General features: G+C 65.9%; 25 protein-coding genes and 1 tRNA gene. 11 read left to right on the top strand and 15 right to left on the bottom strand.

Going from position 1 to position 26,274, the window contains the following annotated elements; translation table 11 throughout:
* Positions 1 to 483 precede the first annotated feature (483 nt).
* From ACFQ2S_RS24295 to ACFQ2S_RS24305, 3 genes are all read left to right on the top strand, one after another.
* Positions 484 to 1,905: a sugar ABC transporter ATP-binding protein gene (locus ACFQ2S_RS24295; RefSeq protein ID WP_386079196.1), complete on the top strand. Its 1,422-nt coding sequence runs from the start codon at positions 484 to 486 to the stop codon at positions 1,903 to 1,905.
* A complete protein-coding gene (locus ACFQ2S_RS24300; RefSeq protein WP_386079198.1) occupies positions 1,902 to 2,903 on the top strand; it encodes an ABC transporter permease in 1,002 nt (333 codons plus the stop codon). The genes ACFQ2S_RS24295 and ACFQ2S_RS24300 overlap by 4 nt, the downstream gene beginning before the upstream one ends.
* Positions 2,904 to 2,974: 71 nt before the next feature.
* Positions 2,975 to 3,919 (top strand): ABC transporter substrate-binding protein, encoded by a 945-nt coding sequence (locus ACFQ2S_RS24305; protein ID WP_386079201.1) that lies wholly within the window; start codon positions 2,975 to 2,977, stop codon positions 3,917 to 3,919.
* Positions 3,920 to 4,172: 253 nt separating this feature from the next.
* Here the strand turns inward: ACFQ2S_RS24305 and ACFQ2S_RS24310 are convergent, their stop codons facing one another.
* The 3 genes from ACFQ2S_RS24310 to ACFQ2S_RS24320 form a co-directional block, all read right to left on the bottom strand.
* The gene (locus tag ACFQ2S_RS24310; RefSeq protein ID WP_386079203.1) at positions 4,173 to 4,820 is read right to left on the bottom strand and encodes a class II aldolase/adducin family protein; all 648 of its coding nucleotides are present in this window, start codon (positions 4,818 to 4,820) and stop codon (positions 4,173 to 4,175) included.
* The gene (locus ACFQ2S_RS24315) at positions 4,820 to 6,226 is read right to left on the bottom strand and encodes an FGGY-family carbohydrate kinase (protein WP_386079206.1); all 1,407 of its coding nucleotides are present in this window, start codon (positions 6,224 to 6,226) and stop codon (positions 4,820 to 4,822) included. Before ACFQ2S_RS24315 ends, ACFQ2S_RS24310 begins: the two co-directional genes overlap by 1 nt.
* A 69-nt stretch (positions 6,227 to 6,295) precedes the next feature.
* Positions 6,296 to 7,891, bottom strand: a complete 1,596-nt coding sequence (locus ACFQ2S_RS24320) for a fucose isomerase (RefSeq protein ID WP_386079209.1) — start codon at positions 7,889 to 7,891, stop codon at positions 6,296 to 6,298.
* 394 nt (positions 7,892 to 8,285) lie between these two features.
* On the opposite strand from ACFQ2S_RS24320, the gene ACFQ2S_RS24325 reads away from it, so the two are divergent.
* Positions 8,286 to 9,302 (top strand): LacI family DNA-binding transcriptional regulator, encoded by a 1,017-nt coding sequence (locus ACFQ2S_RS24325; RefSeq protein ID WP_386079212.1) that lies wholly within the window; start codon positions 8,286 to 8,288, stop codon positions 9,300 to 9,302.
* Positions 9,303 to 9,318: 16 nt separating this feature from the next.
* On the opposite strand, the gene rbsK is transcribed toward ACFQ2S_RS24325, so the two are convergent.
* The 6 genes from rbsK to rbsD form a co-directional block, all read right to left on the bottom strand.
* Complete coding sequence (rbsK, locus tag ACFQ2S_RS24330) at positions 9,319 to 10,239, bottom strand: ribokinase (protein WP_386079215.1); 921 nt, start codon at positions 10,237 to 10,239, stop codon at positions 9,319 to 9,321.
* Positions 10,240 to 10,255: 16 nt separating this feature from the next.
* The gene (locus tag ACFQ2S_RS24335) at positions 10,256 to 11,248 is read right to left on the bottom strand and encodes a LacI family DNA-binding transcriptional regulator (RefSeq protein ID WP_386079218.1); all 993 of its coding nucleotides are present in this window, start codon (positions 11,246 to 11,248) and stop codon (positions 10,256 to 10,258) included.
* 67 nt (positions 11,249 to 11,315) lie between these two features.
* The gene (rbsB, locus tag ACFQ2S_RS24340; RefSeq protein ID WP_386079220.1) at positions 11,316 to 12,197 is read right to left on the bottom strand and encodes a ribose ABC transporter substrate-binding protein RbsB; all 882 of its coding nucleotides are present in this window, start codon (positions 12,195 to 12,197) and stop codon (positions 11,316 to 11,318) included.
* Between the two features lie 33 nt (positions 12,198 to 12,230).
* Positions 12,231 to 13,190 (bottom strand): ribose ABC transporter permease, encoded by a 960-nt coding sequence (gene rbsC, locus ACFQ2S_RS24345; RefSeq protein WP_386079222.1) that lies wholly within the window; start codon positions 13,188 to 13,190, stop codon positions 12,231 to 12,233.
* The gene (locus tag ACFQ2S_RS24350) at positions 13,187 to 14,692 is read right to left on the bottom strand and encodes a sugar ABC transporter ATP-binding protein (protein WP_386079225.1); all 1,506 of its coding nucleotides are present in this window, start codon (positions 14,690 to 14,692) and stop codon (positions 13,187 to 13,189) included. The genes rbsC and ACFQ2S_RS24350 overlap by 4 nt, the downstream gene beginning before the upstream one ends.
* Before the next feature lie 20 nt (positions 14,693 to 14,712).
* Positions 14,713 to 15,147, bottom strand: coding sequence for a D-ribose pyranase (gene rbsD / locus ACFQ2S_RS24355; protein WP_386079228.1), 435 nt, complete (start codon positions 15,145 to 15,147; stop codon positions 14,713 to 14,715).
* A 233-nt stretch (positions 15,148 to 15,380) separates the two neighbouring features.
* Here rbsD and osmF point away from each other — a divergent pair, with 233 nt between their 5' ends.
* Genes osmF through ACFQ2S_RS24375 form a run of 4 tightly spaced genes read left to right on the top strand, consistent with a single transcriptional unit; the run spans position 15,381 to position 19,145 of the window.
* A complete protein-coding gene (gene osmF / locus ACFQ2S_RS24360) occupies positions 15,381 to 16,289 on the top strand; it encodes a glycine betaine ABC transporter substrate-binding protein OsmF (protein WP_386079230.1) in 909 nt (302 codons plus the stop codon).
* Positions 16,290 to 16,300: 11 nt separating this feature from the next.
* Positions 16,301 to 17,470 (top strand): ABC transporter permease, encoded by a 1,170-nt coding sequence (locus ACFQ2S_RS24365; protein ID WP_386079233.1) that lies wholly within the window; start codon positions 16,301 to 16,303, stop codon positions 17,468 to 17,470.
* Positions 17,467 to 18,402 carry an ABC transporter ATP-binding protein gene (locus ACFQ2S_RS24370; protein ID WP_386079235.1) on the top strand — a complete coding sequence of 312 codons (936 nt, stop codon included), beginning with the start codon at positions 17,467 to 17,469 and terminating at the stop codon, positions 18,400 to 18,402. Before ACFQ2S_RS24365 ends, ACFQ2S_RS24370 begins: the two co-directional genes overlap by 4 nt.
* Positions 18,399 to 19,145: an ABC transporter permease gene (locus tag ACFQ2S_RS24375; RefSeq protein WP_386079238.1), complete on the top strand. Its 747-nt coding sequence runs from the start codon at positions 18,399 to 18,401 to the stop codon at positions 19,143 to 19,145. The genes ACFQ2S_RS24370 and ACFQ2S_RS24375 overlap by 4 nt, the downstream gene beginning before the upstream one ends.
* Positions 19,146 to 19,161: 16 nt before the next feature.
* Here ACFQ2S_RS24375 and ACFQ2S_RS24380 read toward each other — a convergent pair whose 3' ends face one another.
* Entirely contained in the window at positions 19,162 to 19,923 is a 762-nt protein-coding gene (locus tag ACFQ2S_RS24380; RefSeq protein WP_386079240.1) for an AraC family transcriptional regulator, read from the bottom strand.
* Positions 19,924 to 20,021: 98 nt separating this feature from the next.
* On the opposite strand from ACFQ2S_RS24380, the gene ACFQ2S_RS24385 reads away from it, so the two are divergent.
* The 3 genes from ACFQ2S_RS24385 (at position 20,022) to ACFQ2S_RS24395 (ending at position 21,868) form a co-directional block, all read left to right on the top strand.
* Entirely contained in the window at positions 20,022 to 20,558 is a 537-nt protein-coding gene (locus ACFQ2S_RS24385; RefSeq protein WP_386079242.1) for a peroxiredoxin-like family protein, read from the top strand.
* Between the two features lie 202 nt (positions 20,559 to 20,760).
* A complete protein-coding gene (locus tag ACFQ2S_RS24390) occupies positions 20,761 to 21,249 on the top strand; it encodes a twin-arginine translocation pathway signal (protein WP_386079245.1) in 489 nt (162 codons plus the stop codon).
* Between the two features lie 37 nt (positions 21,250 to 21,286).
* Positions 21,287 to 21,868 carry a ferric reductase-like transmembrane domain-containing protein gene (locus tag ACFQ2S_RS24395; protein WP_386079385.1) on the top strand — a complete coding sequence of 194 codons (582 nt, stop codon included), beginning with the start codon at positions 21,287 to 21,289 and terminating at the stop codon, positions 21,866 to 21,868.
* A 10-nt stretch (positions 21,869 to 21,878) separates the two neighbouring features.
* On the opposite strand, the gene ACFQ2S_RS24400 is transcribed toward ACFQ2S_RS24395, so the two are convergent.
* From ACFQ2S_RS24400 to ACFQ2S_RS24420, 5 genes are all read right to left on the bottom strand, one after another.
* Positions 21,879 to 23,213 carry an NAD(P)/FAD-dependent oxidoreductase gene (locus ACFQ2S_RS24400; RefSeq protein WP_386079247.1) on the bottom strand — a complete coding sequence of 445 codons (1,335 nt, stop codon included), beginning with the start codon at positions 23,211 to 23,213 and terminating at the stop codon, positions 21,879 to 21,881.
* Positions 23,206 to 24,213, bottom strand: coding sequence for a lysylphosphatidylglycerol synthase transmembrane domain-containing protein (locus ACFQ2S_RS24405; protein ID WP_386079250.1), 1,008 nt, complete (start codon positions 24,211 to 24,213; stop codon positions 23,206 to 23,208). The genes ACFQ2S_RS24400 and ACFQ2S_RS24405 overlap by 8 nt, the downstream gene beginning before the upstream one ends.
* Positions 24,206 to 25,240, bottom strand: coding sequence for a glycosyltransferase family 2 protein (locus ACFQ2S_RS24410; RefSeq protein WP_386079252.1), 1,035 nt, complete (start codon positions 25,238 to 25,240; stop codon positions 24,206 to 24,208). Before ACFQ2S_RS24410 ends, ACFQ2S_RS24405 begins: the two co-directional genes overlap by 8 nt.
* Before the next feature lie 209 nt (positions 25,241 to 25,449).
* Positions 25,450 to 25,535 (bottom strand) — tRNA-Leu (locus tag ACFQ2S_RS24415).
* 69 nt (positions 25,536 to 25,604) lie between these two features.
* Positions 25,605 to 26,171, bottom strand: coding sequence for a tetratricopeptide repeat protein (locus ACFQ2S_RS24420; RefSeq protein WP_386079255.1), 567 nt, complete (start codon positions 26,169 to 26,171; stop codon positions 25,605 to 25,607).
* Positions 26,172 to 26,274: the final 103 nt, after the last annotated feature.

Here is a 26,274-nt window from a genome sequence, read left to right on the forward strand (position 1 = left end):
AAGAATCTTCGCGATCTATTTAACTGTTTTAAATCAGTAAATATGCAGAGCTCCACTCGCCACCACCACCCCCTCCGCGCAAGAAAACTCGCGCGCGCCCCGCGACACCATCAGTCTATTGACATGAAGCCACAGCGATGCTCACATGCCGTCGAACCGGTTCGAAAACGCTCCGCCCACCCGATGACAGAGGTGTCGGAGCAGCAAACGGGGTCTTGAGGAGGGCTCCAGTTTCGTACTTTGGGAGGAGCAAGCAGGTTCACCGAGGCGCCGGGCACAATCTTCGCCCCGACTCCGCCGTCCTTGAACCCGCGCATCCCAGTGACGATCCTGGCGCATCCGCCCGACGGCCCATGAGGCGACAGTTGGAGCGCAAAATGGACAAGATTGTCGAGATGATCGACATCGACAAAGGCTTCCCGGGGGGTTCAGGCCCTGAAGGGCGCCCGGCTCGAACTCCGCAAGGGCGAGGTCCATGCCCTTATGGGAGAGAACGGCGCAGGCAAGTCCACGCTGATGAAGGTTCTGTCGGGCATCTACCGCAAGGACGCTGGCGAGATCCTTATCCGCGGCAAGCCCGAAGAACCGGTCGGCCCACGGGAAGCCCAAGCGCTCGGCATCGGGATCATTCACCAGGAACTCAGCCTGATGAACGATCTCTCGGCGGCACAGAACATCTTCATCGGCCGTGAGCCAAGGCGCTCGCTCGGGCGGATCGACGATGCCAAGATGAACCGGCAGGCGAAGGAGCTCTTCGCCTCGATGCACCTCAACCTCGACCCCTCGGTTCTGGTGGGCGACCTGACCATCGCCAAGCAGCAGATGATCGAGATCTCCAAGGCGCTCTCGTTCAACTCCGAGGTTCTGATCATGGACGAACCGACCGCGGCGTTGAACGACGCCGAGATCTCCGACCTCTTCTCCATCATCAACAAGCTCAAGGCCGAAGGCGTCGGCATCGTCTACATCAGCCACAAGATGGACGAGCTGAAGCGGATCGCCGACCGGGTAACGGTGATGCGCGATGGAGAATACGTCGGCACTGTCGATGCCAAAGAAACCCCGGTGGACACGATCATCGCCATGATGGTCGGCCGCGAGGTGCATCACGACCCGCTCGTTGTCCCCGACCTGTCCGCCGCCGACGTGGCGCTGGAAGTCCGCGGCCTGACCCGTGGCAAGGAGATCCGGGACGTCAGCTTCGAACTCAGGAAGGGCGAGATCCTGGGCTTTGCCGGCCTCATGGGCGCCGGCAGAACGGAGGTTGCACGGGCGATCTTCGGCGCCGACCCGCTGGATGCGGGCGAGATCCTGGTCGGCGGTCAGCCGCGCCGGATCACGACCCCGCATGACGCGGTCCGCGCCGGCATCGGTTATCTTTCCGAGGACCGCAAACGCTATGGGCTCACCATCACCATGGATGTTGCCAACAACACGGCGATGGCGGACATGGAGCAATTCTCTAGCAAACTCGGCGTTCTGGACGACAGAAAGATCGACGGGGCGGCGGAAAGCATGGTCAAGACGCTCGGCATCCGTACCCCCTCGGTTCACCAGGAGGTGCGCCTGCTCTCGGGCGGCAACCAGCAGAAGATCGTCGTCGCCAAGTGGCTGCTCCGCGATTGCGACATTCTCATCTTCGACGAACCCACGCGCGGGATCGACGTGGGCGCCAAGGCCGAGATCTACAAGCTGATCGAAGACCTCACCGCGCGCGGCAAGGCCGTGATCATGATCTCCTCGGAACTGCCCGAGGTCATGCGCCTGAGCCACCGCATCCTGGTCATGTGCGAAGGTCGCGTCACCGGCATCCTGCCGGGCGGCGGTGCGACCAGCCAGGAAGACATAATGACGCTCGCAACCCAACGCGAGACGACACACCAAACCGCGGGAACGATGCAATGACAGCCTCAGTCGACGTAAAGAAGGAAGGCGGCTTCCTTGCCGGACTCATAAAGTCCGGCGCCCACCAGAAACTTCTGGCCTTCGCAAGCCTGATCATGCTGCTGATCGGCTTCTCGCTCGGATCCCCGAACTTCATGCAGATGTCGAACATGATCGCCATCCTGCAGGCGACCTCGGTCATCGGCGTACTCGCCATCGGCGTGACGCTGATCATCATCACCGGGGGAATCGACCTCTCGATCGGCACGATGATGACCTTCTGCGCTGTCATCACGGGCGTGTTCCTGACCTACTGGGGCCTGCCCCTGCCCGTCGGCGTGCTGGCCGGCATCGGCGCGGGCGCGCTTTGTGGCTTCTGCTCCGGCACCTTCGTGGCCAAGATGAATATCCCGCCCTTCATCGCGACCCTTGGCATGATGCTGATCTTCAAGGGGCTTTCGCTCGTGATCTCGGGCACAAGGCCGATCTACTTCAACGACACGCCCGGCTTCGACCAGATCTCGCGCGGCTCGCTGATCGGCGACGTGATCCCGGGCTTCCCGATCCCAAACGGCGTGCTGATCCTGTTCCTGGTGGCCATCGGCGTCGCCTACATTCTCTCGCGAACGGTTCTGGGCCGCTACACCTATGCGCTCGGCTCCAACGAAGAGGCCGTGCGGCTCTCCGGCGTCAACACCGACCGCTGGAAGATCGCCATCTACACCTTCGCCGGGGCTATCTGCGGCGTGGCCGGCGTGCTGATCGCATCGCGCCTGAACTCGGCACAGCCCGCCCTTGGCCTCGGCTACGAGCTCGAGGCCATCGCCGCCGTTGTGATCGGCGGCACCTCGCTCTCCGGCGGCCGCGGCACCATCCTCGGCACGCTGATCGGCGCGCTGATCATGTCGGTTCTGACAAACGGCCTTCGGGTCATGTCGGTCGCCCAGGAATGGCAGACCGTCGCCACCGGCGCGATCATCATTCTGGCAGTCTACGCCGACATGTCCCGCAAGAAATGAACGAATCGTTCCGGCGGTAGGAGGCCGCCGGGACGCCCCGCAACGACGAACATCGAAAAGTGGAGGAAACCATGTTCTCACGTCGTACACTTCTTGGCACCATCGCAGCCACCGCGCTGCTCTCCGGCACCACGGCCGCCTTCGCAGAAGGCGAATACGTGGCGCTGGTTTCAAAGGGCTTCCAGCACCAGTTCTGGCAAGCCGTTCAGTCCGGCGCCGAGCAGGCCGCCGAAGAGCTTGGCGTGACGATCACCTTCGAAGGCCCGGACAACGAGACCATGGTCGACAAGCAGATCGACATGCTCGCCGCAGCACTCGCCAACAAGCCCGCAGCCATCGGCTTTGCCGCGCTCGACAGCCAGGCCGCAATCCCGCTGCTGCGCGACGCCAACGAAGCCGGCATCCCGATCATTGCCTTCGATAGCGGCGTCGAGAGCGACATCCCGCTTGCTACGGCAGCGACCAACAACATGGCCGCCGCGGCGCTCGCCGCCGACAAGATGGCAGAATTCCTCGGCGGCAAGGGCAAGGTCGCCGTGGTCGCCCACGACCAGACCAGCCGCACCGGCATCGAGCGCCGCGACGGGTTCCTCGAGCAGATTGCCTCGAAATATCCCGATATCGAGGTGGTGACCGTGCAATACGGCGCCGGCGACCAGCTCAAGTCGACCGAGCTGACCAAGGCCATCCTGACCGCCAACCCCGATCTCAACGGCATTTTCGGAACCAACGAAGGCTCGGCCATCGGCGTGGTCAATGGCGTCAACGAGATGGGCAAGGAAGGGCTTGTCATCATCGGTTACGATTCCGGCAAGGCCCAGAAAGACGCGATCCGCTCCGGTCTGATGGCCGGCGCCATCACCCAGAACCCGGTCGGCATCGGTTACGAGACCGTCAAGGCGGCCGTCATGGCAGCTCGCGGTGAAACCGTTCCCTCCGAGATCGACACCGGCTTCTACTATTACGATGCCGAGACCATCGACGATTCGCAGATCGCCGCTGTGCTCTACGACTGATCGGCGACGGGCCAGCTGAAGCAAGCGCCTCCTCCCGGGCCGGCCAGCTCAACTGCCGAACCTCCCCCGCCGGTAGCCGGCGGGGGAGGTTTTTTGCACCGATTATCGACTCCCGGGAGCGAGACCTCGCAGCCACTCAACCATTGTTCTTTCCCGACGATTCCGGGGGAGTGGGGGCAGTGCCTCCACTCCCCCCACGAGAAAACGGCCCCGGACTTCCGGGGCCGTCGCGTGAGATCAAAAAGATCCCCGATCAGTCGTTGGGTGCCTGCCCATAGCTCATCCGCCGCATCTGCTCGATGACGCGGGCCATTTCCTCGTCGTCGATGATGTTGGGCTCCCCGAGCGTCAGGACCTGGTAATACATCTGCGCAGTGGTCTCGACCTCCACAGCCATCGCGAGCGCGCCCTCGAGCGTCTTGCCAAGGGCAATCTGCCCGTGCTGACCAAGCAGGCAGGCCATCCGATCCTCGAGCGCAACCAATGCGGTGTCCGAAAGCGCCTGTGTGCCGTAGGTCGCGTAGTCCGAGCAACGGATGTTCGCCCCGCCGGCAATCCCGACCATGTAGTGGAACGCCGGAATCTCGAGGAACTTGCAGGCAAGCGTCGCGGCATAGATCGAGTGACAATGCAGCACCACGTCGACATCCGGACGGTGTGCAAGAATATCCCGGTGGAACCGCCACTCCGACGAGGGCCGGCGGCCCTCCCAGCTGCCGTCGAACTTCATCTCCACGATGTCTTCCGGCACCATCCGGTCATAGGGCAGCGACGAGGGCGTGATCAGCAGGCCGTCTTCGATACGGACCGAGATGTTCCCGGCCGTGCCCTGGTTGATGCCCACGCGCGTCATCTCCTGCGCCGTGTGCACGATGCCGGCACGCAGCTCCTGGTGTTCCATCAGGTGGTTTCCTTGCAATTGGCAACGGCGCGCGCCTTCCACGTCGCCGCGTAGGTTTCGATATCTGGAAGATCGAGCACTTCGGCCCGCTCGGGCTGCGCCTCGGAAAGCGGTTCCCGCCCGTGGCTGCAAAGCTGCGCGGCGCCGAGCGCCACCCCGTCCGCCCGCGCATTGACGAAGACGCGAACGCCAGGATTGAGCGCCGCCACCAGACCGGCAAAGAGCGGGTCGCGAATATAGGCCCCATCGAGGATGACCGTCCCGCTGCCGCCCAGCGCCTCGAGGCACCGGGATGACAGGAGCGCGCAATGCAGGATCGCCAGCGACTTTCGCGCGACATCCCCCTCCGGAGCCGGACCGACGATCCGTCCGCAGCCTGCCGTGCCCGGGAACAGCCCGTCATCTGCGCCAAAGGTCGGCAGGGCCATGGTGCCGGTCGCCAGCATCTGTCGGACCGCCTCGAACGAACCGGGCACCTCCACGCTCTCGGCGCCGGTGATCGCAGAGAACTCCCGCCCGCCCATGGTGAGCACGCCGCCGACGACGCGGCCCGAAGGATCGGCATTGCAGGTCATTCCGCGCGCCGGATCCAGCCGTTCGAAAGGCGTGCCGTCGGACATGCCGACGATCCAGGTGCCGGTGGAGAGGACGGTGAAATCCGAGAAACCCATGGCCTGGTAACCATAGAAATTGGCACTGGAATCGTGGATTCCGGTCAGGATGCGCATATCCCCGGGCAAGCCATGCCGCTCCGCCAGGTCCGGGCGCACAGGACCGAGGCTTTCATAGGCCTTCCGGAATGGCGGCAGGAAATGCGTCCAGCCGTGGTTGACCGCGATGGCCGAGGCCCGATCCCCGGTGAGGTTCCAGAGCCCCGATTGCGCTGCGAGATAGGTGATCTCGGCTGCCGCGACGCCGGACAACCGCCAGGCCCAGTATTGCGGCAGGCAGAGATAGTCGGTCGCCGCGGTCAGGACCTCTGGCATTGCGCGCTCCAGCCAAAGCAACTGCCTCGCCTGGTGCAGGGCGCCGTGCAGGATCGCGCTGCCTCGATCCTCGAAGCCGCCCCCCTCTTCCGCGTATCGGGTACGCAGCCATTCCGGGATGTCCTGCTCGTAGTCGAGCATCGGGCAGACCGGCTCCGCCCTTACGAGATCCCCGGGCCCGACCAGAACACCGGCAGAGCCGTGGGCCGATGTGACGAAAGCCTCGATCTCGTGCCGCCGGGCAAGATTGCCGAGCGTCGAGAACAGCCAGGCCTCCGTCCCGGCGAGGTCATGCCGACGGAAACCGCCCTCCTCCACCACGCTGTTGGCGATCGCGCACCGCTCCAGGATCTCGCCGCCCGTCCCGACGACAAGCAGTTTCACATTGGTCTTTCCGACATCGAAGACGGCGACAGCCATGCGGCCCTCCTTTCCGACGATGGTTTCGCAGGTGCGCCGAAACCTGCCGGCACACCCATGGTGCCGGGCTCAGACGGGCTTCACGCCGCAGAAGCAGACCTCGATACCCAGTTCCTTCGCGAGTGCGGCCTTGGCCTTCATCGCACGGTCGGCTTGCTCGGCAGAGGTCGCATAGGCCAGTTGGATATGGTTCGCCTTGTGGCGCGCCATCATCTGGTCGCGCGTCACGCCTGTGAGAACCGCATGCATGATGGGCCATTGGGGCGTGGTCGCCTCCAGCCTGCGCCGGGTCTCTTCCTCTGGCAGCGAGATTGCCTGACCGCGCCCGATATCCATATGCAGCGCACCGCCTTCGACGAAGATCCGGGACCAGATGATCTCGCCCGGTTTCGCCACCCCGTGCAGGGTGCCGCCGCCGTTGGGGAAGTACATCGGCGGCTGGCGGAAGCTCTCGGACCCGGCCCATCCGCCTTCGTTATGGGCGGGCGGCACGGCGCCGGAGATCAGAAAGACCCAGACATACGCGTCAGTGCTGCCGCTTTCGTCCGGGCCGCCCCACCGCAGGTCATGCAGCGTGTTCTCCACCGGCTGTCCGAGCGCCTTGTGCAGGCGGTTAATCAGCAGACCGTCGAGGCCCGCACATTCGTCCACTTCATTGAAATGCGGGATCGGCTCGCCTTTGCGGATCACGCCGTTCGGCCCGCTCACATCCGGTCGGTCGCTGTTGTTGAGCGTGCCCTCCACCAGGTCGGATGCCGGCATGAGATCCTTCAGGCCCTGCTGGTACTGGATGCCGATTGCTTCGCAGCCGAACTCGTCCGCGATCCGGACAGCCGCGATGTACATGCGGCACTGATCCAGAACCTGCGCCTCGGTCAGATCCTCTTCGTGCGTGTCGCCGAGGTGGAACTTCAGACCCTTCGCCAGATACCATTCATAGACCGCACGCGCTTCTCCCTCGGGCACCTGCCTGGCGGCATAGTAGAGAGCCGATTGAGACAGCCGTTCCTTGAAGATGCCCATCGGCAGCAGGAGCTCGTCGGGAATAATGGCATTGTGCATCCCCATGCACCCTTCGTCGAACACCCCCATTATGACCTTTTCGCGCAACATGGATTGCACGATGGATTGCACGATGGCGGCATCCGCCTCGGGCAGCTTCAGGTCCGGACACGGGATGACATGGTCCGTCTCGTGGGTGACCTTGCCGGTTTCCAGCCATTCATCGAGCGCGCGCTCGAAGAAGGGATCGTCGAAATTCTCGCTCCAGATCGTGGAATAGGGCGCGCCGGCCTTGGTCAGGGAACCGTTCAGATTGAGCATCCCCACCAGCCCCGGCCACTGGCCGGACCAGTTGGCCAACGTCAGGATCGGGCCGCGGTGATGGTAGAGCCCGGCGAGGACGTGATGCGAATACTGCCAGACCGCCTCGGCAACGATCAGCGGCGCCTCCGGGTCGATGCCGGCAAATACATCCATTCCCTCGCGCTGGCTTCCGATGAAGCCGTGTCCTTGCGGCTTCACGGGGTGCCCTCGGGTGATCGTGCGGCCTTTGGCGGCGACCACCTCCATCAGGCGATCCTCCATCGCCTTCTGGGCAGGCCAGCAGACGATGTTCGCGCTTTCGCGCAGGTCTCCGTTGGCAATCAGAACGATGTCTTTCATCGGAATTCCCTCTTGGCTCCTCTTCCAGTCGGGTCGCAACTGGCGCGCTGCGGCACCGTAGATTCTCTGGCCCGTCGCGGTGCGAGGGCCCACGCCCGGTCAGGCCGGGCTACCCGGCCCAGGCCGGTGGCGGTTCAGATCGACGGAGAGACTGCCTGCGCCGACGAACCTTGCGCCCGCCCCTCCAACACGGCAACACTCCTCCCTCCGAACTCCACCTCGCAACGAGTCGAAATCGAAACGTTTCTATAATCAGGGAACTCCACGTGAACTGCGATGTCAAGTCCGCGCAGCGACGACCCGCCTCCGCGACAACAGGATGCCCGGGCAATTGCCAAGGGTCCGAAATCAATATACTCAGGCCATAGGGCAGTATTCTGGAGGCTTGAACGACATGGCAACGATCCGCGATGTGGCAAAGGTCGCCGGCGTCTCCGTCTCGACCGTATCCCTGGCCCTGAACCAGAAGGAACGAGTCAGCAGTAAAACGTTTCGAAAAATCATGGATGCGGCCGAGGCCACCGGCTATGTCGCCAATCCGATCGCCAAGAGCCTGCGGAAGGGCCGTAGCCCCTTTGTCAGCCTGATCGTCTCCGACATCCGGACCTATTTTGCGCAGATGTTTCTTGCGGAGTTCGAACATCGCGCCTTTGAGAAAGGGTATCTTCTGACGCTCTCCGACAAGTCCGGCGTTGCCAGCGACGAGGCGGCGGTGATCCGGCAGCTGATCGCGCAGCGGGTCGCCGGCGTCATGATCTCCCCCACCCAGAAGACAGCCGAACTGCTGCCGCAACTCGACGGCGCCGGCATTCCCGTAGTGCTGTTCGACCACCAGGTGCCCGGCACCTCCTACGATTTCGTGGGCCTCGACAACCGGCTGGCCGTCGGGATCCTCGTCAGGCACCTTTACGGGCTGGGGCACCAACGGATCGCTTACATCGGGGGCGAGACCGGCCAATGGTCCGCCGTGGAGCGCGAGATCGGCTTCCGGACAGCAATGGAAACCCACGGGCTCGAGACCGAGGCGGACACCGTTCTGCCAGGTGATTATACGCGGGCCAGCGGCTATCAGGCAGCCACACGATTGCTCTGCGCACCACGTCCGGTCACGGCAATCGTGGCGGCCAACAACGAGATGATGGTCGGCACGCTGCAGGCGGCACAGGAATTCGGATTCCGCGTCCCGGAGGACCTCTCCGTCTGCTGCATCGACGAAGCCCCGTGGGGCGACGTGCTGCGTCCGCGCGTGACCCATGCGGCACAGCTGGCGCGGGAGATGGCGGTTCAGGCCTGCACATGGCTCCTGGAGCGGCTGGAAGATCCGACCGCGCAAATCGAGCCGCGATCCAAGGCCTTCGAGCCCTGTTTTGTCTCCGGCGAAACGACGGATCGTCCCGCCCGGCGCGACTGAGGTTCGGCCCTCCCGATCACTGGCGCCCGAGCAAAGCTTCCACCTCCGCAAGCGTCGGCGCGGAAGATGACGCGCCCGCCCTGGTCGTCGACAGGGCGCCGCAAGCGGCGGCGAACCGGATCGCCTCGCCGAGCGGCGCGCTCTGGCTCAGCGCATAGCCCAACCCGCCGTTGAAGCAGTCTCCGGCAGCGACCGTGTCGATGCTGTCGACCTTGAAGGGCGGCACGAAGCCTTCGCTCTCTGCATCCTGATAATAGACGCCGGCCGCGCCGAGCTTGACCACAGCCGCCGCGACGCCCTGCGCCCGCAGAAGGCCGGCGGCCCTGGCGGCCTCTTCGGGATTGCTCGGCCGAAGCCCGACCAGCAGTTCTGTCTCGGTCTCGTTCGGGGTCACGATATCCACCCGCGCGAGCACCTCCGGCGGAAGCCCGCCCTGCGGCGCGGGCGCCGGGTCGAGGATCACCCGACCGCCCGCGGCACGAACGATGTCGGCGGCCTGAAGGCCGGCTTCGAGCGGGGTCTCCAGTTGCAGCAGCAGGACCGATGCGCACTCCAGCTCCGACCGGCACCGCGCCACGTCGCTGGCGTCGATCGCCATGTTGGCGCCGCCCACCACGGTTATGCAGTTCTGCGCCCCTGCATCGACCCCGATGACGGCGATACCCGTCTCGGCTCCGGCATCGATCAGCACCCCGCGCGTCGACACCCCGGTGGCCTGGAGGTCAGCCAGGGCACGCCGTCCGAACGTATCGTCCCCCACACGCCCGATGAGCACGGTTGGCGCGCCGAGCCGCGAGGCCGCGACTGCCTGGTTGCAGCCTTTGCCGCCAAGCCCGATAGCGTAGCGGTCGCCGTGCAGCGTCTCGCCGGGCCGCGGAAGGCGCGCGCCATAAGTGGTGAGGTCGATGTTGATGCTTCCGAAGACGGCGATGGGCATTGGGCAGTTCGCTTCTCTATCTGACGGAATCCCGGATCACGAGTTCCGGTGTGTGTCGTATGACCTCCGGCAGGCTCGCGCCGGTCTCGAGGTTGGCGATCAGGATCTCGGCCGCCTCGAGCCCCAGGCCGAAGCCGGGCTGGCGGATGGTCGTAAGCCCGGGCACAAGGTAGGACGCGATCTCGAGGTCGTCGTAGCCGATGACCGAGATGTCCCGCGGGATCGCGAGCCCGTGCTCGGCAATGGCGCGATAGGCCCCCATCGCCATCAGGTCATTGAAGGCAAAGACCGCGCTCGGCGCCGGCGTCTGCGCCAGCAGGTGCTGCATCGCCTGGTATCCGCCCCCGGCCGACAGCTCTCCGACCGCCACGCGTTCTTGCGGAAGGGAAATGCCCGCAGCCTCCAACCCCGCCCGGAAACCGCTCAGACGGTCGGCGGAGCGCGGGTGGCTCGCCGGCCCGGTCAGGCAGCCGATCCGGATATGCCCGCGCGACACCAGCAGCCCGGCCGCCAGCCGCCCGCCGGCAACGGAATCGTCTCCGATCGTACCGGTATGCGGCATCGGCGCGGAATCCAACACCACGCGCGGTAAGGTCCCGAGGCTTTCGAGTTCGGCCTGGAAATCGGCATCCCGGCTCGTCGTCATCACGGCGAGGCCGTCGATCCGCTTTTGCATCAGGGTTTCGAGATAGGTGCGCTGCCGGCCCGGTTGATCCCCGCAATTGCACAGGATCAGGCTGTAACCGGCGCGAAAGCACCCCTCCTCCACCCCGCTGATGACCTCCGCAAAGAACGGGTTCGTCGACGAGGTGACGAGCATGCCAAGCGTCCGGGTCCGTTTGCTCCGCAGCGCGCGGGCAAGATAGCTCGGCTGGTAGCCAAGGTCGTCGACGGCCTTCTGAACCGCCGCCATCGTATCGGGCGAGACGAACCGTGTCTTGTTGATGACGTGGGAGACGGTGGAGACGGAGACCCCTGCGACCTGCGCCACGTCCTTGATGCTTACCATTCGGCGTCGACCTTGGCAGGCGGGAGAGCGAACAAGACCGCTCTCCCCTTTTGCGTGAAGAACTACCTTACTTCTGGATCAGCTTGAGCGGAACCGGAGTGTACTCCGGCACGGATTCGCCCTTGAGGATCTTGTCGGCGGTCTCGACCCCGAGCGCGCCGATCATGCCGGCCTGCTGGGCGACGGTGGCGAGCATGGTGCCGTCGTTGACGGCGGCCACGGCGTCGTCGGTCCCGTCGAAGCCGATCACGAGGATGTCGCGCTTGGCGGCCTCGATGGCCTTGATCGCGCCGAGCGCCATTTCGTCGTTATGGGCGAAGACGACATCGATCTCGGGTTGCGCCTGCAGGATGTTTTCCATCACGTTCAGACCCTTGGTCCGGTCGAAGTCGGCGGCCTGGGAGGCGACGATCTCGAGACCGGCAACAGCGCCGATCCCCTTGTTGAAGCCTTCGCCGCGATCCCGCGCGGCCGAGGTGCCGGGCACGCCCTGCAGTTCGACCACCTTGCCGCTGCCTTCGAGAACGGAGGCAACGAGTTCCGCTGCCATCTCGCCGCCCTGCACGTTGTCGGAGGCGACGTGGGAAACCACGTCGCCGCCCGAGGCGCCGCGGTCCAGCGTCACCACCGGCACGTCCTTGCGGTTGGCAGCGCGGATCGCACTGCGTACGGCATCGGAATCGGTCGGGTTGATCATCAGCAGCTTGACGTCCTTGTTCAGCACGTCCTCGACGGCGGCCAGTTCCTTGGCCGGGTCGTTCTGGCTGTCGAGCACGAGCAGCTCATATCCGAGCTCGGACGCCTTGCCCTCGGCGCCTTCCTTGAGGGTCACGAAGAACGGGTTGTTCAGCGTCGAGACGACCAGCGCCAGTGTGTCGGCTGCGAAGCTGGGCGCGGTGCTGCCCAGCAGCATTGCGGTGGCGGTGGCCAGGCCAAAGAGCTTTTTCATGACAGGTTTCCTCCGGTTTGTGTCATGTGAGAGTTACTTGGACGTCGCCTTGCTGCGGCCATCGAGGACCACGGCAAGCAGAATGACAGCGCCTTTCGCGATCATCTGGTAGTAGGACGAGACATCCATGATGTTCAGCGCGTTGTTCAGCACGCCGATGATGAGCGCGCCGATCAGCGTGCCGGTGATCCGGCCGCGCCCGCCGGCCAGCGAGGTGCCGCCCAGCACGACCGCCGCGATGGCGTCGAGTTCGTAGGCAAGGCCGGCGGTGGGCTGCGCCGATTCCAGGCGCGCGGTCAGGATAATGCCCGCGAGCGCCGAAAGCGCGCCCGAGATCGCGTAGACGATGACCTTGACGCGGGAGACGTTCACGCCGGCCAGCTGCGCCACCTGCTCGTTGCCGCCGATGGCATAGACGTAACGGCCGAGCCGCGTGTAGTTCAGCACGTACCAGCAGGCGAGAAAGACGACGCCAGCAATTATGACCGGGATCGGGATACCGGCGATGTAGCCGCCGCCCACCTCGTAGAAGCTGTTTGCGACGTCGAAATCACCCGTCGAGATCGGCCGGCCATCGGTGTAGACGAGCACCAGCCCGCGCACCATCGTCATGCCGACCAGCGTCGCGATGAAGGCCTGCACACCGAAGAAGGCGATGATCGAGCCCGACGCGGCCCCGAGCGCGGCCCCGATCACGAGGGTCGTCAGCAGCGCCACGATCAGCGGCGTGTCCGCCGCGATCATCGAGGCGCAAACCGCCCCCGCGAAGGCCAGGATCGAGCCCACCGACAGGTCGATGCCCGCGGTCAAGATCACGAAGGTCATCCCCATTGCGATGATCGCGTTGATCGAGGTCTGCCGCAGGATGTTCAGCAGGTTGTCGACGGTCAGAAAGTTGGGCGAGTAGAGAGACACAGCCGCCATCAGCACGATCAGGCCGATCAACGGGATGTTCTCCATGACGAATGTCCTGATATCGAAAGACCGTGTCATTGAACCGTTCCCTCCGTAAGCCCGGCCACCGTACAGCGCATGATTGCTTCCTGATCCGCCTCGCCGCGGTCGAAGCTGCCGGTCAGCAGCCCGTTCGACATCACGAGAATGCGGTCGGAGATGCCGAGCAGTTCCGGCATGTCCGAGGACATCAGCAGGATGCAGAGTCCCTGCGCCTTGAGTTCGTTGATGAGTGTGTAGATTTCGCGTTTCGCGCCCACGTCGACGCCGCGGGTGGGTTCGTCGAGGATCAGGATCCGGGGCTTGGGCACCAGCGACTTGGCGATGGACACCTTCTGCTGGTTGCCGCCCGACAGCTGCGAAACGACCGCGTCGATTCCGTGCGTCTTGATAGAGAAGGCGTTGATGTAGTCGGTAATCTCGGCCCGTTCCGCCTGCTTGTCGATATGGCCGGTTGAGCCGGAGAATCGGAAGAGCCCGGTCAGCGACATGTTGCGCCGGAGTCCGTGGGACTGGATCAGCCCCTCGAGCTTGCGGTCCTCGGTCACGTAGCCGATGCCGGCCCGGACACCGTCGCGCGGGGTGCCGATGCGCATTGGCTCGCCGTCGATCTCGATGTGGCCAGAGACAACCGGGTTGGCACCGTAGATCGCCTTGCCAAGTTCGGTCCGCCCCGCCCCGACAAGGCCGGCAAAGCCGACGACCTCGCCGGCGCGGGCCTCGAAGGAGACCTCCCGCACGCCACGGGCGACCAGCGCCTCAACCTTGAGCCTGACCTCGGCCGGCGCCGCCGGGACAAATGGATATTGGTCGGAGAGTTCGCGCCCCACCATATGGCGGATCAGCGTGTCCTCGTCGATCTCGGAGACAGGCCCCTGATGAACCATCGCGCCATCGCGCAGGACGGCCACATCGTCGCACAGCTGAAATATCTCTCCCAGCCGGTGCGAGATGAAGACCAAACCCTTGCCCTCCGCCCGCAGATGATCGACCACTTCGAAGAGGATCCTGGTCTCGACGTCTGTCAGGGAATCCGTCGGCTCGTCCATGATGATGACTTCGGCATTCATCGACAGCGCGCGGGCAATCTCGACCATCTGCTGCTGGGCGATGGAGAGCTTGCCGGTCTCGGTCCGGGGATCGATGTTCTGCTTGAGCTGACCAAGCCAATGGCGCGACTCGCGGTCGATCTCGCCCCAGAGGATGCGGCCCGTGCTGTCCACCGGCTCCCGTCCGAGAAAGATGTTCTCCCCCACCGAAAGCGCAGGCAGCAGGTTCAGCTCCTGGTGGATCATCGCGATCCCGGCGTCCATCGACTGCCTGGCATTGCTGAACCGGGCTTCCTGCCCGCGGTACTTCATCGAGCCGGCGTCCCGGCGATAGATGCCGGTGATGATCTTCATAAGCGTCGATTTGCCGGCGCCGTTCTCGCCCGCGAGGGCCACCACATGGCCGGGCTCGACGGTGAAATCCACCCCCTTCAGCACGCGCACCGATCCGAATGCCTTGTCGACGCCGCGAAGTTCGAGAAGTGCTGTCATCTCCTGTCCTTTCGCGTCTCTCAGAACGTCACGCCGGCATGGAGGATGATGTTCGCATAGGGCGTGACCTCGCCCGTGCGGATCACCGCCTTGCAGGACGCCGTCTGTTGCTTGAACGCCTCGTGCGGCACGGCATCCACCGCGATCGGCTTGCCTTGCGCCGCCTCGAGCGCCGCGATCCGGGCCAGCACCTCGCCATGTAGGGCCGTCTGCGTATCCACCATTTCCTGCGCGATGCTCACCCGCTCGACGCAAAGCTCGCCGGTCACCGCATCCAGCACATCGAGAAAGCGCGGCAACCCCTGCGTCACGGCCAGGTCGATCCGCTCGACGCCGTCAGGAATCGGCAGGCCCGCATCGCCAATGCACAGGCTGTCAGTGTGACCCATGAAGGCCACGGTGCGCGCGATCGGTCCGTTCAGAAGAACAGCCTTTCTCATGATCTCCTCCATCATGTGGCTGTGCGTTTGAGGGGCACAATACGCTTGAACAAACGTTTGCGCAAAGCATTTCGCAAAGCATGTCGCGGGACCAGGCAGGCAAGGCCGGGACAGGCTCAGCGAAGGGTCAGCGCCGAATGGCGGAACGTGGGGGCAGCGCGCTTGGCGGCAGCGCCAAAGGCACTACAGTACCCCCCGATTTGCATCGCAAAGCCAACGAGCACCCAGGCTCAAGGAGCATCATCCCCATGAAACTCGATTTCGTCGCAGCCGTCGTAGGCCTGACCGGCGCGCTGAGCGTGGCCGCGCAGGCCGATATCGTCATCTCCTCCAAGATCGACACCGAAGGCGGCCTGCTCGGGAACGTCATCGCGCTGGCCCTCGAGGACGCGGGTCTGCCGGTCGAACGCCGCCTGCAGCTCGGCGCCACGCAGGTCGTCCGCGAGGCCCTGCTCGCCGGTCAGATCGACCTCTATCCGGAGTACACCGGCAACGCCGCCTACTTCTTCAACGAGGCCGAGAGTCCCGTTTGGAAGGACGCCGAGGCGGCCTATGCCCGCGCCGCGGAGCTCGACGCGGAAGCCAACAGCCTCACCTGGCTGCAACCCGCCCCGGCCAACAACACCTGGGCCATCGCCGTGACCGGCCCCCTCGCCAGTGAAAACGGGCTCGTCACGATGTCGGACTTCGGAGCCTGGGTCGCCGGCGGCGGCGAGGTGAAGCTTGCCGCGTCGACCGAGTTCGTCTCCTCCCCCGCCGTTCTGCCTGCGATGCAGGAGGCCTATGGCTTCACCCTGTCGACGGACCAGACCGTGGTCCTGTCGGGCGGCGACACCGCGGCGACGATCCACGCGGCAGCGCGGGGCACCTCGGGCGTGAACGCTGCCATGGCCTATGGCACCGATGGCGGGGTCGGCGCGACGGGCCTCGTTGTGATGGCCGACGACAAGGGGGTGCAGCCCGTCTATGAGCCGGCACCGGTGGTGCGCGACGAGGTGCTGGCAGAGTATCCCGCCATCGCTGACGTGCTGAACCCGATCTTCGCCGGGCTCGACATGGCGACCCTGCAGAAGCTCAACGGCCGGATCCAGGTCGGCGGCGAGCCGGCCGAAGCCGTGGCCCGCGACTATCTCACCGAGATCGGCGTGCTGGACTGATCTCCGAAGCGATGTCCACCAGGAACGCCCCGGCGGTCTCGGCGCCCGGCCTTCTCTTTGCCGTTCTGGGGCTGGCCACGCTGCTGGCCCCGTTCATGACGCTGGCCGCCAACCGCATCGTGGCCGGCGACGGCGTGCGGGCGTGGAGCATGGCCGGGCCGGAAGCGACGTTGCCGGGCCTTGCAGCAATTACGGCGGGGCTGGCGCTCGGCCTTCCGGCAGCCTGGCCGCGTCTGCGCCTCGCCGGCGCGGCGCTCGGGCTGGCCGGCGCGGCGTGGCTGCTCGTGCAGGGGTCCGACGCGCTTCTCGATGGCGCTGGTGACTATGCGCGGGTCTCTCCCGGTGCCGGATTCTGGTGTCTGCTGGTAATCCTCGCCTTGCTGATGGCGGATGCGCTGTCGAACCTCTCTCCGGGCCCCCTCGCCCGCGCAGGGCTTCTCGCGACGGCGCTTCTGGGGTTGGCCACCGTGCTCGGCTCTGGTGCCCTCGCGGATCTCTCGATCTTCCAGGAATACGGCAGCCGCAAGGACGCCTTTCGCGACGCCGCCTGGCGTCACCTCTGGCTCGCCTTCGGGTCGCTTGCCGTCGCGGCGGCCATTGGCTTTCCGCTCGGCATACTCTGCCACCGGCGCCCCGCCCTGCGCGAGGCGCTCCTGCCGGTGCTGAGCTTCCTCCAGACGATCCCGTCGTTGGCGATGTTCGGCATCATGATCCCGCTGCTCGGCTGGGTCGGCGACACGGTGCCGGGCGCGCAGGCCATCGGCATCGCGGGCATCGGCTTTGCCCCGGCCTTCCTCGCACTGGTGCTCTATTCGCTGCTGCCGGTGGTCGCCAACACCGTGGCCGGGCTCGCGACGGCTCCCCCGGCAGCGCTGGAGGCCGCGCGGGGCATGGGCATGACCCCGCGCCAACGCCTGTTTCAGGTCGAGCTGCCGCTCGGCCTTCCGGTGATTCTCGCCGGCCTGCGCATCGTGCTGGTGCAGAACATCGGCCTTGCCGTCATCGCCGCCCTGATCGGCGGCGGCGGCTTCGGCACCTTCGTCTTCCAGGGCCTCAACCAGACGGCAACCGACCTGATCCTGCTCGGAGCCCTGCCAACCGTTGCCCTGGCCCTCGTCTCGGCCATCGCGATGGACATCCTGGTCGACCTGGCCAGCCCGACACCGGAGAGGCACAGATGATCGAGATCGACCGGATCACCAGGCTCTACGACGGCAAACCGGCGGTGGATGCCGTCTCGATGACCGTCGAGACAGCGACGATCACAGCGATCGTCGGCACGTCCGGCTCCGGCAAGACCACTCTCCTGCGGATGATCAACCGGCTTGTCGAGCCGAGCTCGGGCGAGGTGCGCATCAACGGCGAGCCGACGACAGGGCTTGAAAAACACGTGCTGCGGTGGCGGATCGGCTACGCGATCCAGGGCCACGGCCTGTTCCCGCATCACACGGTCGCGCGCAACATCGGCGCCGTCCCGCGCCTGCTGAGCTGGCCTACAAACAAGATCCGCGCCCGCGTGGACGAGTTGCTCGACCTGTTCTCCATGCCGCCCGCCGAGTTCCGCGACCGGTTCCCTGCCGAGCTGTCGGGCGGACAGCAGCAGCGCGTCGGCGTGGCCCGCGCGCTCGCCTCGCGCCCAGATCTATTGCTGATGGACGAGCCCTTCGGCGCACTCGACCCGATCATCCGCACCCGCGCGCAGGAAGACCTTCGCCGCATCCAGCGCGCGCTCGGCTCCACCATCCTGATCGTGACCCACGACATGGAAGAGGCGATCCAGCTGGGCGACCGGGTGGCGGTGATGGATGCCGGGCGGCTGGTGCAGCACGGCACGCCGGCCGAGATCATCACGCGCCCGGCGACCGCGTTTGTGGCCGAGATGGTCGGCGGGGTGGAGCGGCCGTTACGGCTGCTGTCGCTCTTCCCCGTTTCCGATCTGGTCGAGGACGGTCCGGCGGAGGGCGCGGCGATCCCCGAGCAAACCAGCCTGCGCGACGCCCTTTCAACTTGCCTCTGGACCGGCCGCGACGCCCTGCCGGTGGAGCGCGACGGCCAACGCATCGGCCGCGTGACTCTGGATGCAATCCGGTCGCGGGCGGAGTGCCACGCGTGACGCGCGGCATTCTCCTACGGTTGGCGCTGGTCGCCCTGCTGCTGGCGCTGGTCCTGCGCCCGGCGTGGTTCGCGCCGATCTTCGCCCCCTTCGCGCCGGAGGGCGGGCCGGTGATCTATGACCGCGCCTCGCTGCTCTCGCTCTCGCTCAGCCACCTCGGGCTTGTGGCGCTGGCCTCGGCAGCGGCGACGCTCGTGGCGGTGACTTTGGCCATACTGGTGACCCGCCCGGCCGGCGCGGCCTTCCGGCCGCTCTCGCGGACGATCACCAACATAGGCCAGACCTTCCCCCCCGTTGCCGTGCTAGCGCTCGCTGTTCCGGCGCTCGGCTTCGGCGCCGGCCCGACGCTGGTGGCGCTGTTCCTCTACGGCCTGTTGCCGATCTTCGAGAACGCCGTCACCGCGCTCTCCAATCTGCCGCCCGCCACGATGGAAGCGGCCCGCGGGATCGGCCTCAACCGCCGGCAACGGCTCCTGCAGGTCGAACTGCCGCTGGCGCTGCCGGTGATCCTGACCGGGATCCGACTATCGGTGGTGATCGCGCTCGGCACCGCCACCATCGGCTCCACCGTCGCGGCGCGGACGCTGGGCGAGGTCATCATCGCGGGACTTCTGACCAACAACACCGCCTACGTGCTGCAGGGCGGGCTGATCGTCGGCCTCTTCGCGGTGCTGATCTACGATGCGTTGGTGCGTCTGGAAGCTGGTCTTTCCCGCCGGATGGGCCTCGCGAAAGCCGCCTGACCGGGCAATATGCGCCTCAGGTTGCCGGCCCCGGCAACTCCCCCGCCGCATTCCGCAACGACCGAGGCAAACGCCCGAATTGCCGCTTGAACGCGCGCGAAAACCCCTCGGCCGAGCGGAACCCGTACCGGTGCGCCACCCGCTCCACCCGCGCCCCCTGCGCAAGGTCCTGGCTCGCCAGCGTCAGCCGCCAGCGCCGCAGGTAGGCCGCGGGCGTCTCCCCGACCCGCGCCTGGAAGAGCTCCACGAACCGGCTGAGCGACAGCCCGGCCTCGCGGGCGAGGTCATCGTTGGTCCAGAGCCGTTCAGGGCGGTCATGCATCGCGACGATGCTGCGGCTCAGCCGGGGGTCGGACAAGCCAGCGAGCAGCCCCGATTCCACCGAGCCAGCCTCGATCTGTCCGCGCAGGATCCGTACCAGCAACACCTCTGTCAGCCGCCCGACCACCGAGTCCGCCCCGCAGCGCGGCATGCGGATCTCGGCGTCGATCAGCGACAGCAGCTGCCGCGTCCCCTCGTCCCGCGACAGGTCGTGGACCATCAGGTCCGGGAGCGCGAGAAAGAGCGGGTTCGACTCGCTCCCCCAGTCGATCGTCGCGGCCAAAAGGACATCCTCCGGCGCAACCTCGACTGTCACGGGGCGCGCACCGAGATAGAGCCGCCCCGGCTCCTCCTCCACCCTGCGCGTGGCAATCAGCGTGGCATCGCCGGCCGGCGCCGGGCGAGCGCTCAGCCGGAAACGGGACATCAGGGTCGACAGGCGGTCAATCTTTTCCATTCCGGATTTTTGGTCGGTTTTTCCGACTTTTTCAAACACGAATTTCGGGGATATGTGGCCGGACACTCATCGGCACAGACCCAAAAAAAGGACATCACATGTTGCTTCCCCGCCAGAAAACCCCGGACCTCAAGCTGCCGACCCTCTCCCATGGCGAGTTCGATCTCGCGGCCGAAAATGCCGAGCGCGGCACGCTCCTGTGTTTCTATCGCGGCCTGCACTGCCCGATCTGCGCCACCTACCTGACCGAGCTGCAAAAGCTCACCCCGGATTTCGCGGAGCGCGGCGTGACCACGCTGGCGATCAGCTCCGACGGCGAGGAGCGCGCGCAGGCGATGGCCGACAAGATCGGCGCCGACGGACTGCGCATCGCCTATGACCTGCCGCTGGCCAAGGCCCGCGAGTGGGGGCTCTACCTGTCGACCTCGCGCGGCAAGACCTCCATCGGTATCGAGGAACCGGCCGTTTTCTCCGAGCCCGGGCTTTTCATGGTGACACCGCAGCAGACGCTCTACTACGGATACGTCCAGACCATGCCCTTCTCGCGGCCGCATTTCTCCGAATTGCTGGGCGCGCTCGATTTCGCCATCAAGAACGACTACCCGGCACGCGGCGAATACACCGGAGAGGTCTGATCCCGGGGCGGCGCGGCACATCGCGCGGCCGTGCCGCCAGCTTCCCTGGCCATGCTGCCCCCCGAGGCTCACGAAACCTTGACCGGAGTTTGGCGCACAAGCGTCGCTGCAACTCTGAAAAACCTCCAGACATGCTATACCTCATGTCGGGCGTGCCGGCCGGTCTGGCCGGCGCTCCACATGTTTGGAAGGAGAATTTCAGATGACGATCCCCATGGTCACCCGTCGTTCCCTCCTCTGCGCAGGCGGCGCGCTCTTGGCAACGGGCGCCAACGGGTTGCTCCATCCCGCCAGCGCGCAAACCATCGCACCGACGCCCTCGATGCGTGGCGGCGCCAACAACTACCGCCCTGGCGCGCCCATCGTGGAACGGATCGGCGGTGGCGGGTTCTGGATGACGGGCACCGTGCGCCGCGCGGGCGACGGCGCGCCGCTGGCCGGTCAGCGCATCCAGATCTGGGCACATACGACCGAGGGCCACGAACGCGACCCGCACAGCCACGGCGCCACCCTGACCGACGCCAACGGCGTGTTCCGGCTTGAGATGCCGCAGATCGTCCCGGCCTTCGGGCAGCCGCACGGCCACCTTGCCTATGACAGCGGCGACTTCGAGACCGTCTTCCTCCGCCCCGTGATGCGGAGTTCGAAGGACACCAGCCTCGAAGCGCATTTCGTCCTTCAACCTGCCTGATCCCTCCGTGCGCCAGCCCCGTTCCGCGCTGATCTGGATGGGCCTCGCGGCCACCATCTCCGTACCGATTGGCGCGGCGGCCTTCAGCCCGCTGCTCGCCTGGCGCAGCCCGATCTATATCGCGGCCAGCTTCGCCGGGGTGATCGCGATGGCCTTTCTGCTGATCCAGCCGCTTCTGGCAGGCGGCTTCCTGCCCGGCCTGAACACCCTGCGCTCGCGCCGCCTGCACCGGCTTGTCGGCGGTGCGCTGGTGGCGGCGGTCGTGATCCACGTGGCGGGGCTCTGGATCACAAGCCCGCCGGACGTGATCGACGCGCTGCTCTTCCGCTCCCCCACGCCGTTTTCCGTTTGGGGCGTCACCGCCATGTGGGCGATGTTCGCCGCCGCCCTGCTCGCCGCCTTTCGCAGGCGCCTGCGGCTGCGCTGGAAAACCTGGCGCTTCGCCCATGCCGCGCTGGCCACTGTCACCGTCCTCGGCAGCGTCATCCATGCGATGCTGATCGAGGGAACCATGGAATGGGTGACCAAGGCCGCGCTCTGCGCTCTGGTCCTTGCGGCCACAGCCAGGACGCTGGCCGACCTTCGGCCCCGGCAAGTGACGCACCGCCGCGGCACCTGACAACGTTGCCTTAGCGTCCGGCCTGCTCCGCGATGTGCCGGGCGATCTGGTTTCCCTGCCGGATGGCGTAGTTGGTGCCGCGATCCTCGGGATAGATCTGCGCCATGGAGCAGATGTGGAGTCCCTCCGCCGGCCCCTCGCGCGGCGGGATCAGCGCCGAGTAGTTGCGCTCCACCACCGGCTGCGACCAGCGCGCGCGCCAGACCGAATGTCCCAGCACCCAGTCGCGCCGGAACTCGGGGAACATCTTCTGGATATGCGGCAGGGAGAAGTCGAAGACCTCCTGATCGGACATCAGGTAGAGCGCATCGGTGTGCGGCAGGTACTTCGAAAGGTAGACGATGTGCCGACCGCCATAGACCGTCGGCGCCTCGAAATTCGTGTGTTCGATCACGCCCACATAGGGGAAGCTCGGGTCGTTCACATTGAGCCAGTAGGTCTCCGAGAGGGACCGGTCGAGCTCCAGAACGAGGCAGACGTTGCCGATGTAGTCGATCCGCCGCATCTGAGCGAGCCAGTAGGCAGGCGCCCAATCCTCGGTCATGTCGGCGATGAGCGGCAGCGCGGGGGTGGCGATGGCGAGCGGCGCGGTGACCGCACCCCACGGCCCGGAGGCGCGCCAGAGACCGTCTTCGTCGCGCGCGAGCTTGTCCACCGGCGCACCGGTGCGCACCTCACCGCCCGCCTCTCGGATCGCATCGGCGAGCGCCAGCGCCAACAGGTAGAAGCTGCCCTTGAAATAGGCCAGCCGCTCCTCGCCGCCCTTGCCCCGCGAGCCGCCGCGCAGCTTGAGCTTGTTCCAGAACCACACGGCCGAGACGCTTTCGGCATAGGGGCCGAACTTGCCGTGCAGCAGCGGCTCCCAGACGACCTTGTAGACCTGCTCTCCCCCCAGTTCGCGCAGCCAGTCCGCGGCGGTCCGCTCCTCCAGCGCCATCCAGTCCTCGACCTTGCGCGCCCGGAGCGTCAGCAGACCGAGGCGGATGCGGTCGGCGAAGGAAAGCGGCGAGAACCGCAACAAGTCCATCGGCGTCGAGAGCTTGAAGAACTGGTTGGCATAGTAGACGCCGGTGTTGGTGGGACTGGTCACGACCTTGTCCATCAGCCCCAGTTCCTCGATCAGGCCCATGACCTCGAGATCGTTGGTGAACCAGTGGTGGTAGAACCGGTCCAGCTGCGTCCCGCCGACCTCAAATGCGCCGGCCAGCCCACCCACGGTGCTGTCGGCCTCAAGCACCGTGACCCGTTTGCCCTGCCGCGCTAGCCGGTACCCGGCGGTCAGCCCCGCAAAACCGCCCCCCACGACGAGCACATCGGCACTGCCCGGTTCGGAACGATCATACATGTGGCGAGCCTTTCTGCAGGGGCGCGGCGCTGCGGCCCCGCTGGGTTATCCAGGCCAGCAGACAGACCCCGCCGGTGAGGGTCGCGGCCAGCCAGAGCACAAGGTGCACGGTGACAGCGAAGGCCGCGCCAACGCTGAAAGGGTTACCCAGCAGCTCGACGGTCTTGCCGACGAAAAAGTCGAAGGTGCCGACGTATCCCGGCGACGAGGGCACCAGCGTCGAGAGCGTGCCCACCGGCATCGCCACCAGCCCGGCAAGCGGGTCCCGAAGCTCGGCGATCGAGAGCGCCACGCAGTAGAACACCGCCGCTTCGAAGCCCCAGGCCAGACAGGACCACGCGAGCAATCGCAGCATCATCGGCCGGCCTGCCAGATGGTTGAGCGTATCAAAGATCTTCTCCGCCGCGTGGGTCAGCCGACCGCCGAGCCCCGGCAAAAGGCGCGCACACCAGCGCAGCAGCATCAGGAACATCGGCTGGAAGGTGCGCGGGAACAGCAGCACAAGCAGGATCGCCGCCACCGCCAGCGCGATCCCGGTGCTGCCCAGCCCCATCAGCACCGAAAGTTCCGATGCCGCCGGAAGAAAGGCAAGCACCAGTCCAAGCCCGACCATCAGCACCAGCAGGTCCAGCAGGCGCTCCGCCAACACTGTCGCCAGCACGGCGGAAGCGGGCGCCTGAAGCCAGTCGGTAAAACCGAAGGCGCGCAGCGCATCGCCGGCGCGCAGGGGCACGAGGTTGTTGACCGCGATCGAACTCATGAAAGGCACCGCCGTCCGGCCCCAGCCCAGCCCCGGGTTCTCGTGCGCCAGCATCAGCCGCCAGCGCTGGATCCGGCAGGCATAGCCGAGCAGGAACACGCCCGTCGCGATCGCGATCATGCCACGGTCTGCGCCGGAGATCACCGCCCCGACCTCGTCGAGGCTGACCTGTCGCAGGACCAGCCACAGGAACAGAACAGTGACCGCAAGGCCGAGGCCGACCTTGATGGCCCTACCCATTGCGAGCTCTCTCGCGCAACTCAATGGGAAACGGCTGCGCCACCGGCTCGCTTCGTTCGGGACGCGGGTGGCGCGAGGCGCGCGGGGCGCGGGTGCCGAACTGCGACTTCACCAGGTAGAGCGGGCGCTCCTTTGCCTCGTCGTGAATCCGGGCGATGTACTCGCCGATGATCCCGAGCGAGAGCAGTTGCACCCCGCCGAGGAACAGCACGGCGATCATCAGTGCCGTCCAGCCCTCGACCCAGACAGACGTAAATATCCGCAGCACCAGCGCATAGATGATCCCAAGCAGCGCCAGCGAGGCCGCCATGATCCCCATGCCGGTCGCGAACTGCAGCGGACGCGAGGAAAACGCCAGGATCCCGTCGGTGGCAAAACGCAGCATCTTGCGCAGCGGATACTTCGACGTGCCCGCGAAACGCTCCGCGCGCTCATAAGGCAGCGCGATCTGGTCGAAGCCGATCCAGGCAACCATTCCGCGCACGAACCGGTGGCGTTCGGGCATCGCCTTGAGACAGTCCACGACCCGGCGATCCATCAGGCGGAAATCACCGGTGTCGAGAGGGATCGGCACCTCGGAAAAGCGGTTGAGCAGCCGGTAGAAGGCCCGTGCCGTCGCCAGCTTGAAGGCGCTCTCGCCCTGACGCGAGGAGCGGGTTCCGTAGACGACGTCGTAGCCTTCGCGCCACTTCTCCACCATCTCGGCAATGACCTCGGGGGGATCCTGCAGGTCGGCGTCGATCAGCACCACCGCATCGCCGGCGGCCACGTCGGTGCCGGCCGTCACCGCGATCTGGTGCCCGAAGTTGCGCGCGAAACTCAGCACGTGAATCCGCTCGTCCGCCTCCGCCGCCCGTTGCAGCCGCGCCAGCGTTCCGTCACGGGAACCGTCGTCGATGAAGATGATCTCGAACCCGATACCCGGAATGGCCTCCAGCGCCGAGGTCAGCTGCGGGATCGTCTCGTCCAGGACCTCCGCCTCGTTGTAGCAAGGCACGACCACGGAGAGGAAATCCGGCGCTGTCATTGTTTCAACCAAGGGGTCCCTGCCAATTCACGGCGCATGAAGCCTGTTCACAAGCCTTGGGTCCAGGACCCTCGTCGGCCACGTGAAGGATTTCTACCCGGACAAAACGGCAATTCAAGGACAGCGGAAGAGAGCATCGCCCAGAGTGGCCTTTCAGCGACGCGTGTGCCTGAGCGCGAGAAAGAGACCGGAGGCCTGCAAGATCAGGATGGTGCGGGCGGCCGGACTTGAACCGGCACGGCCATACGGCCCAGGGAGTTTAAGTCCCATGCGTCTACCATTCCGCCACGCCCGCACGGATCATCGGGATAGGCGGAACCGGGACGCTCGGCAAGCGGCTACGCCAGGTCTCCACCGGCATTGCTCAGATCTCTTGCTCGCCGAGCCTTTGGCGCAGCACCGGCAGCAGGCTGCGCTCCTTCAGCCAGGGGTTGAGCGCCAGCGCCGCCTCGAGGTCGTCTATGGCCTCGGCGTTGCGTCCGAGCGCCATCAGCGCCATCGCCCGTCCGGTCAAGGCGCCGAGATGCTCGGGGCTGCGCTCGAGCGCACGGTCCAGGTCGATTAGCGCCGGCGCGTAATCCTGCCGGATGAACAGCACGAAGGCCCGCTGGTTGTAGCCTTCGGCATATTCCGGGCAATAGGCGATCAGCGCGTCGAACGCGGCGAGCGCCTTGTCCAGATCGAACACCGCCCGCCGATCGATGCCTTCATCGAGCAGTTCCTGCGCGTGGTCGTCCGGCGCGTCGGCCCAGATCTCCCACAATCCGTTGGTGAGACGCTGCGCCTCCTCGGCGTTCGGCGCTTCCCGCACCGCCTCCATCAGCGCAAGCCGGCGCGTCTCGTCGACCTGCACAGGCGCGCACCCCACCTGCTCGGATGCCCCGGCCATGGAAGCACAGAGGATGAGAGCGGTTGCGAGAGTGCGTGACATACCTCCAATCTGCCCAGCCGACCCAACGGGTCAAGTCACGGCTGTGTCAGCCGCCAGGGCGAGACAGCCCTTGACCGCCGCCCCGGTGACGCTAGCCTCCGCC

It is taken from the genome of Tropicimonas aquimaris (genome assembly GCF_042676185.1).
Lineage (GTDB): Bacteria > Pseudomonadota > Alphaproteobacteria > Rhodobacterales > Rhodobacteraceae > Tropicimonas > Tropicimonas aquimaris.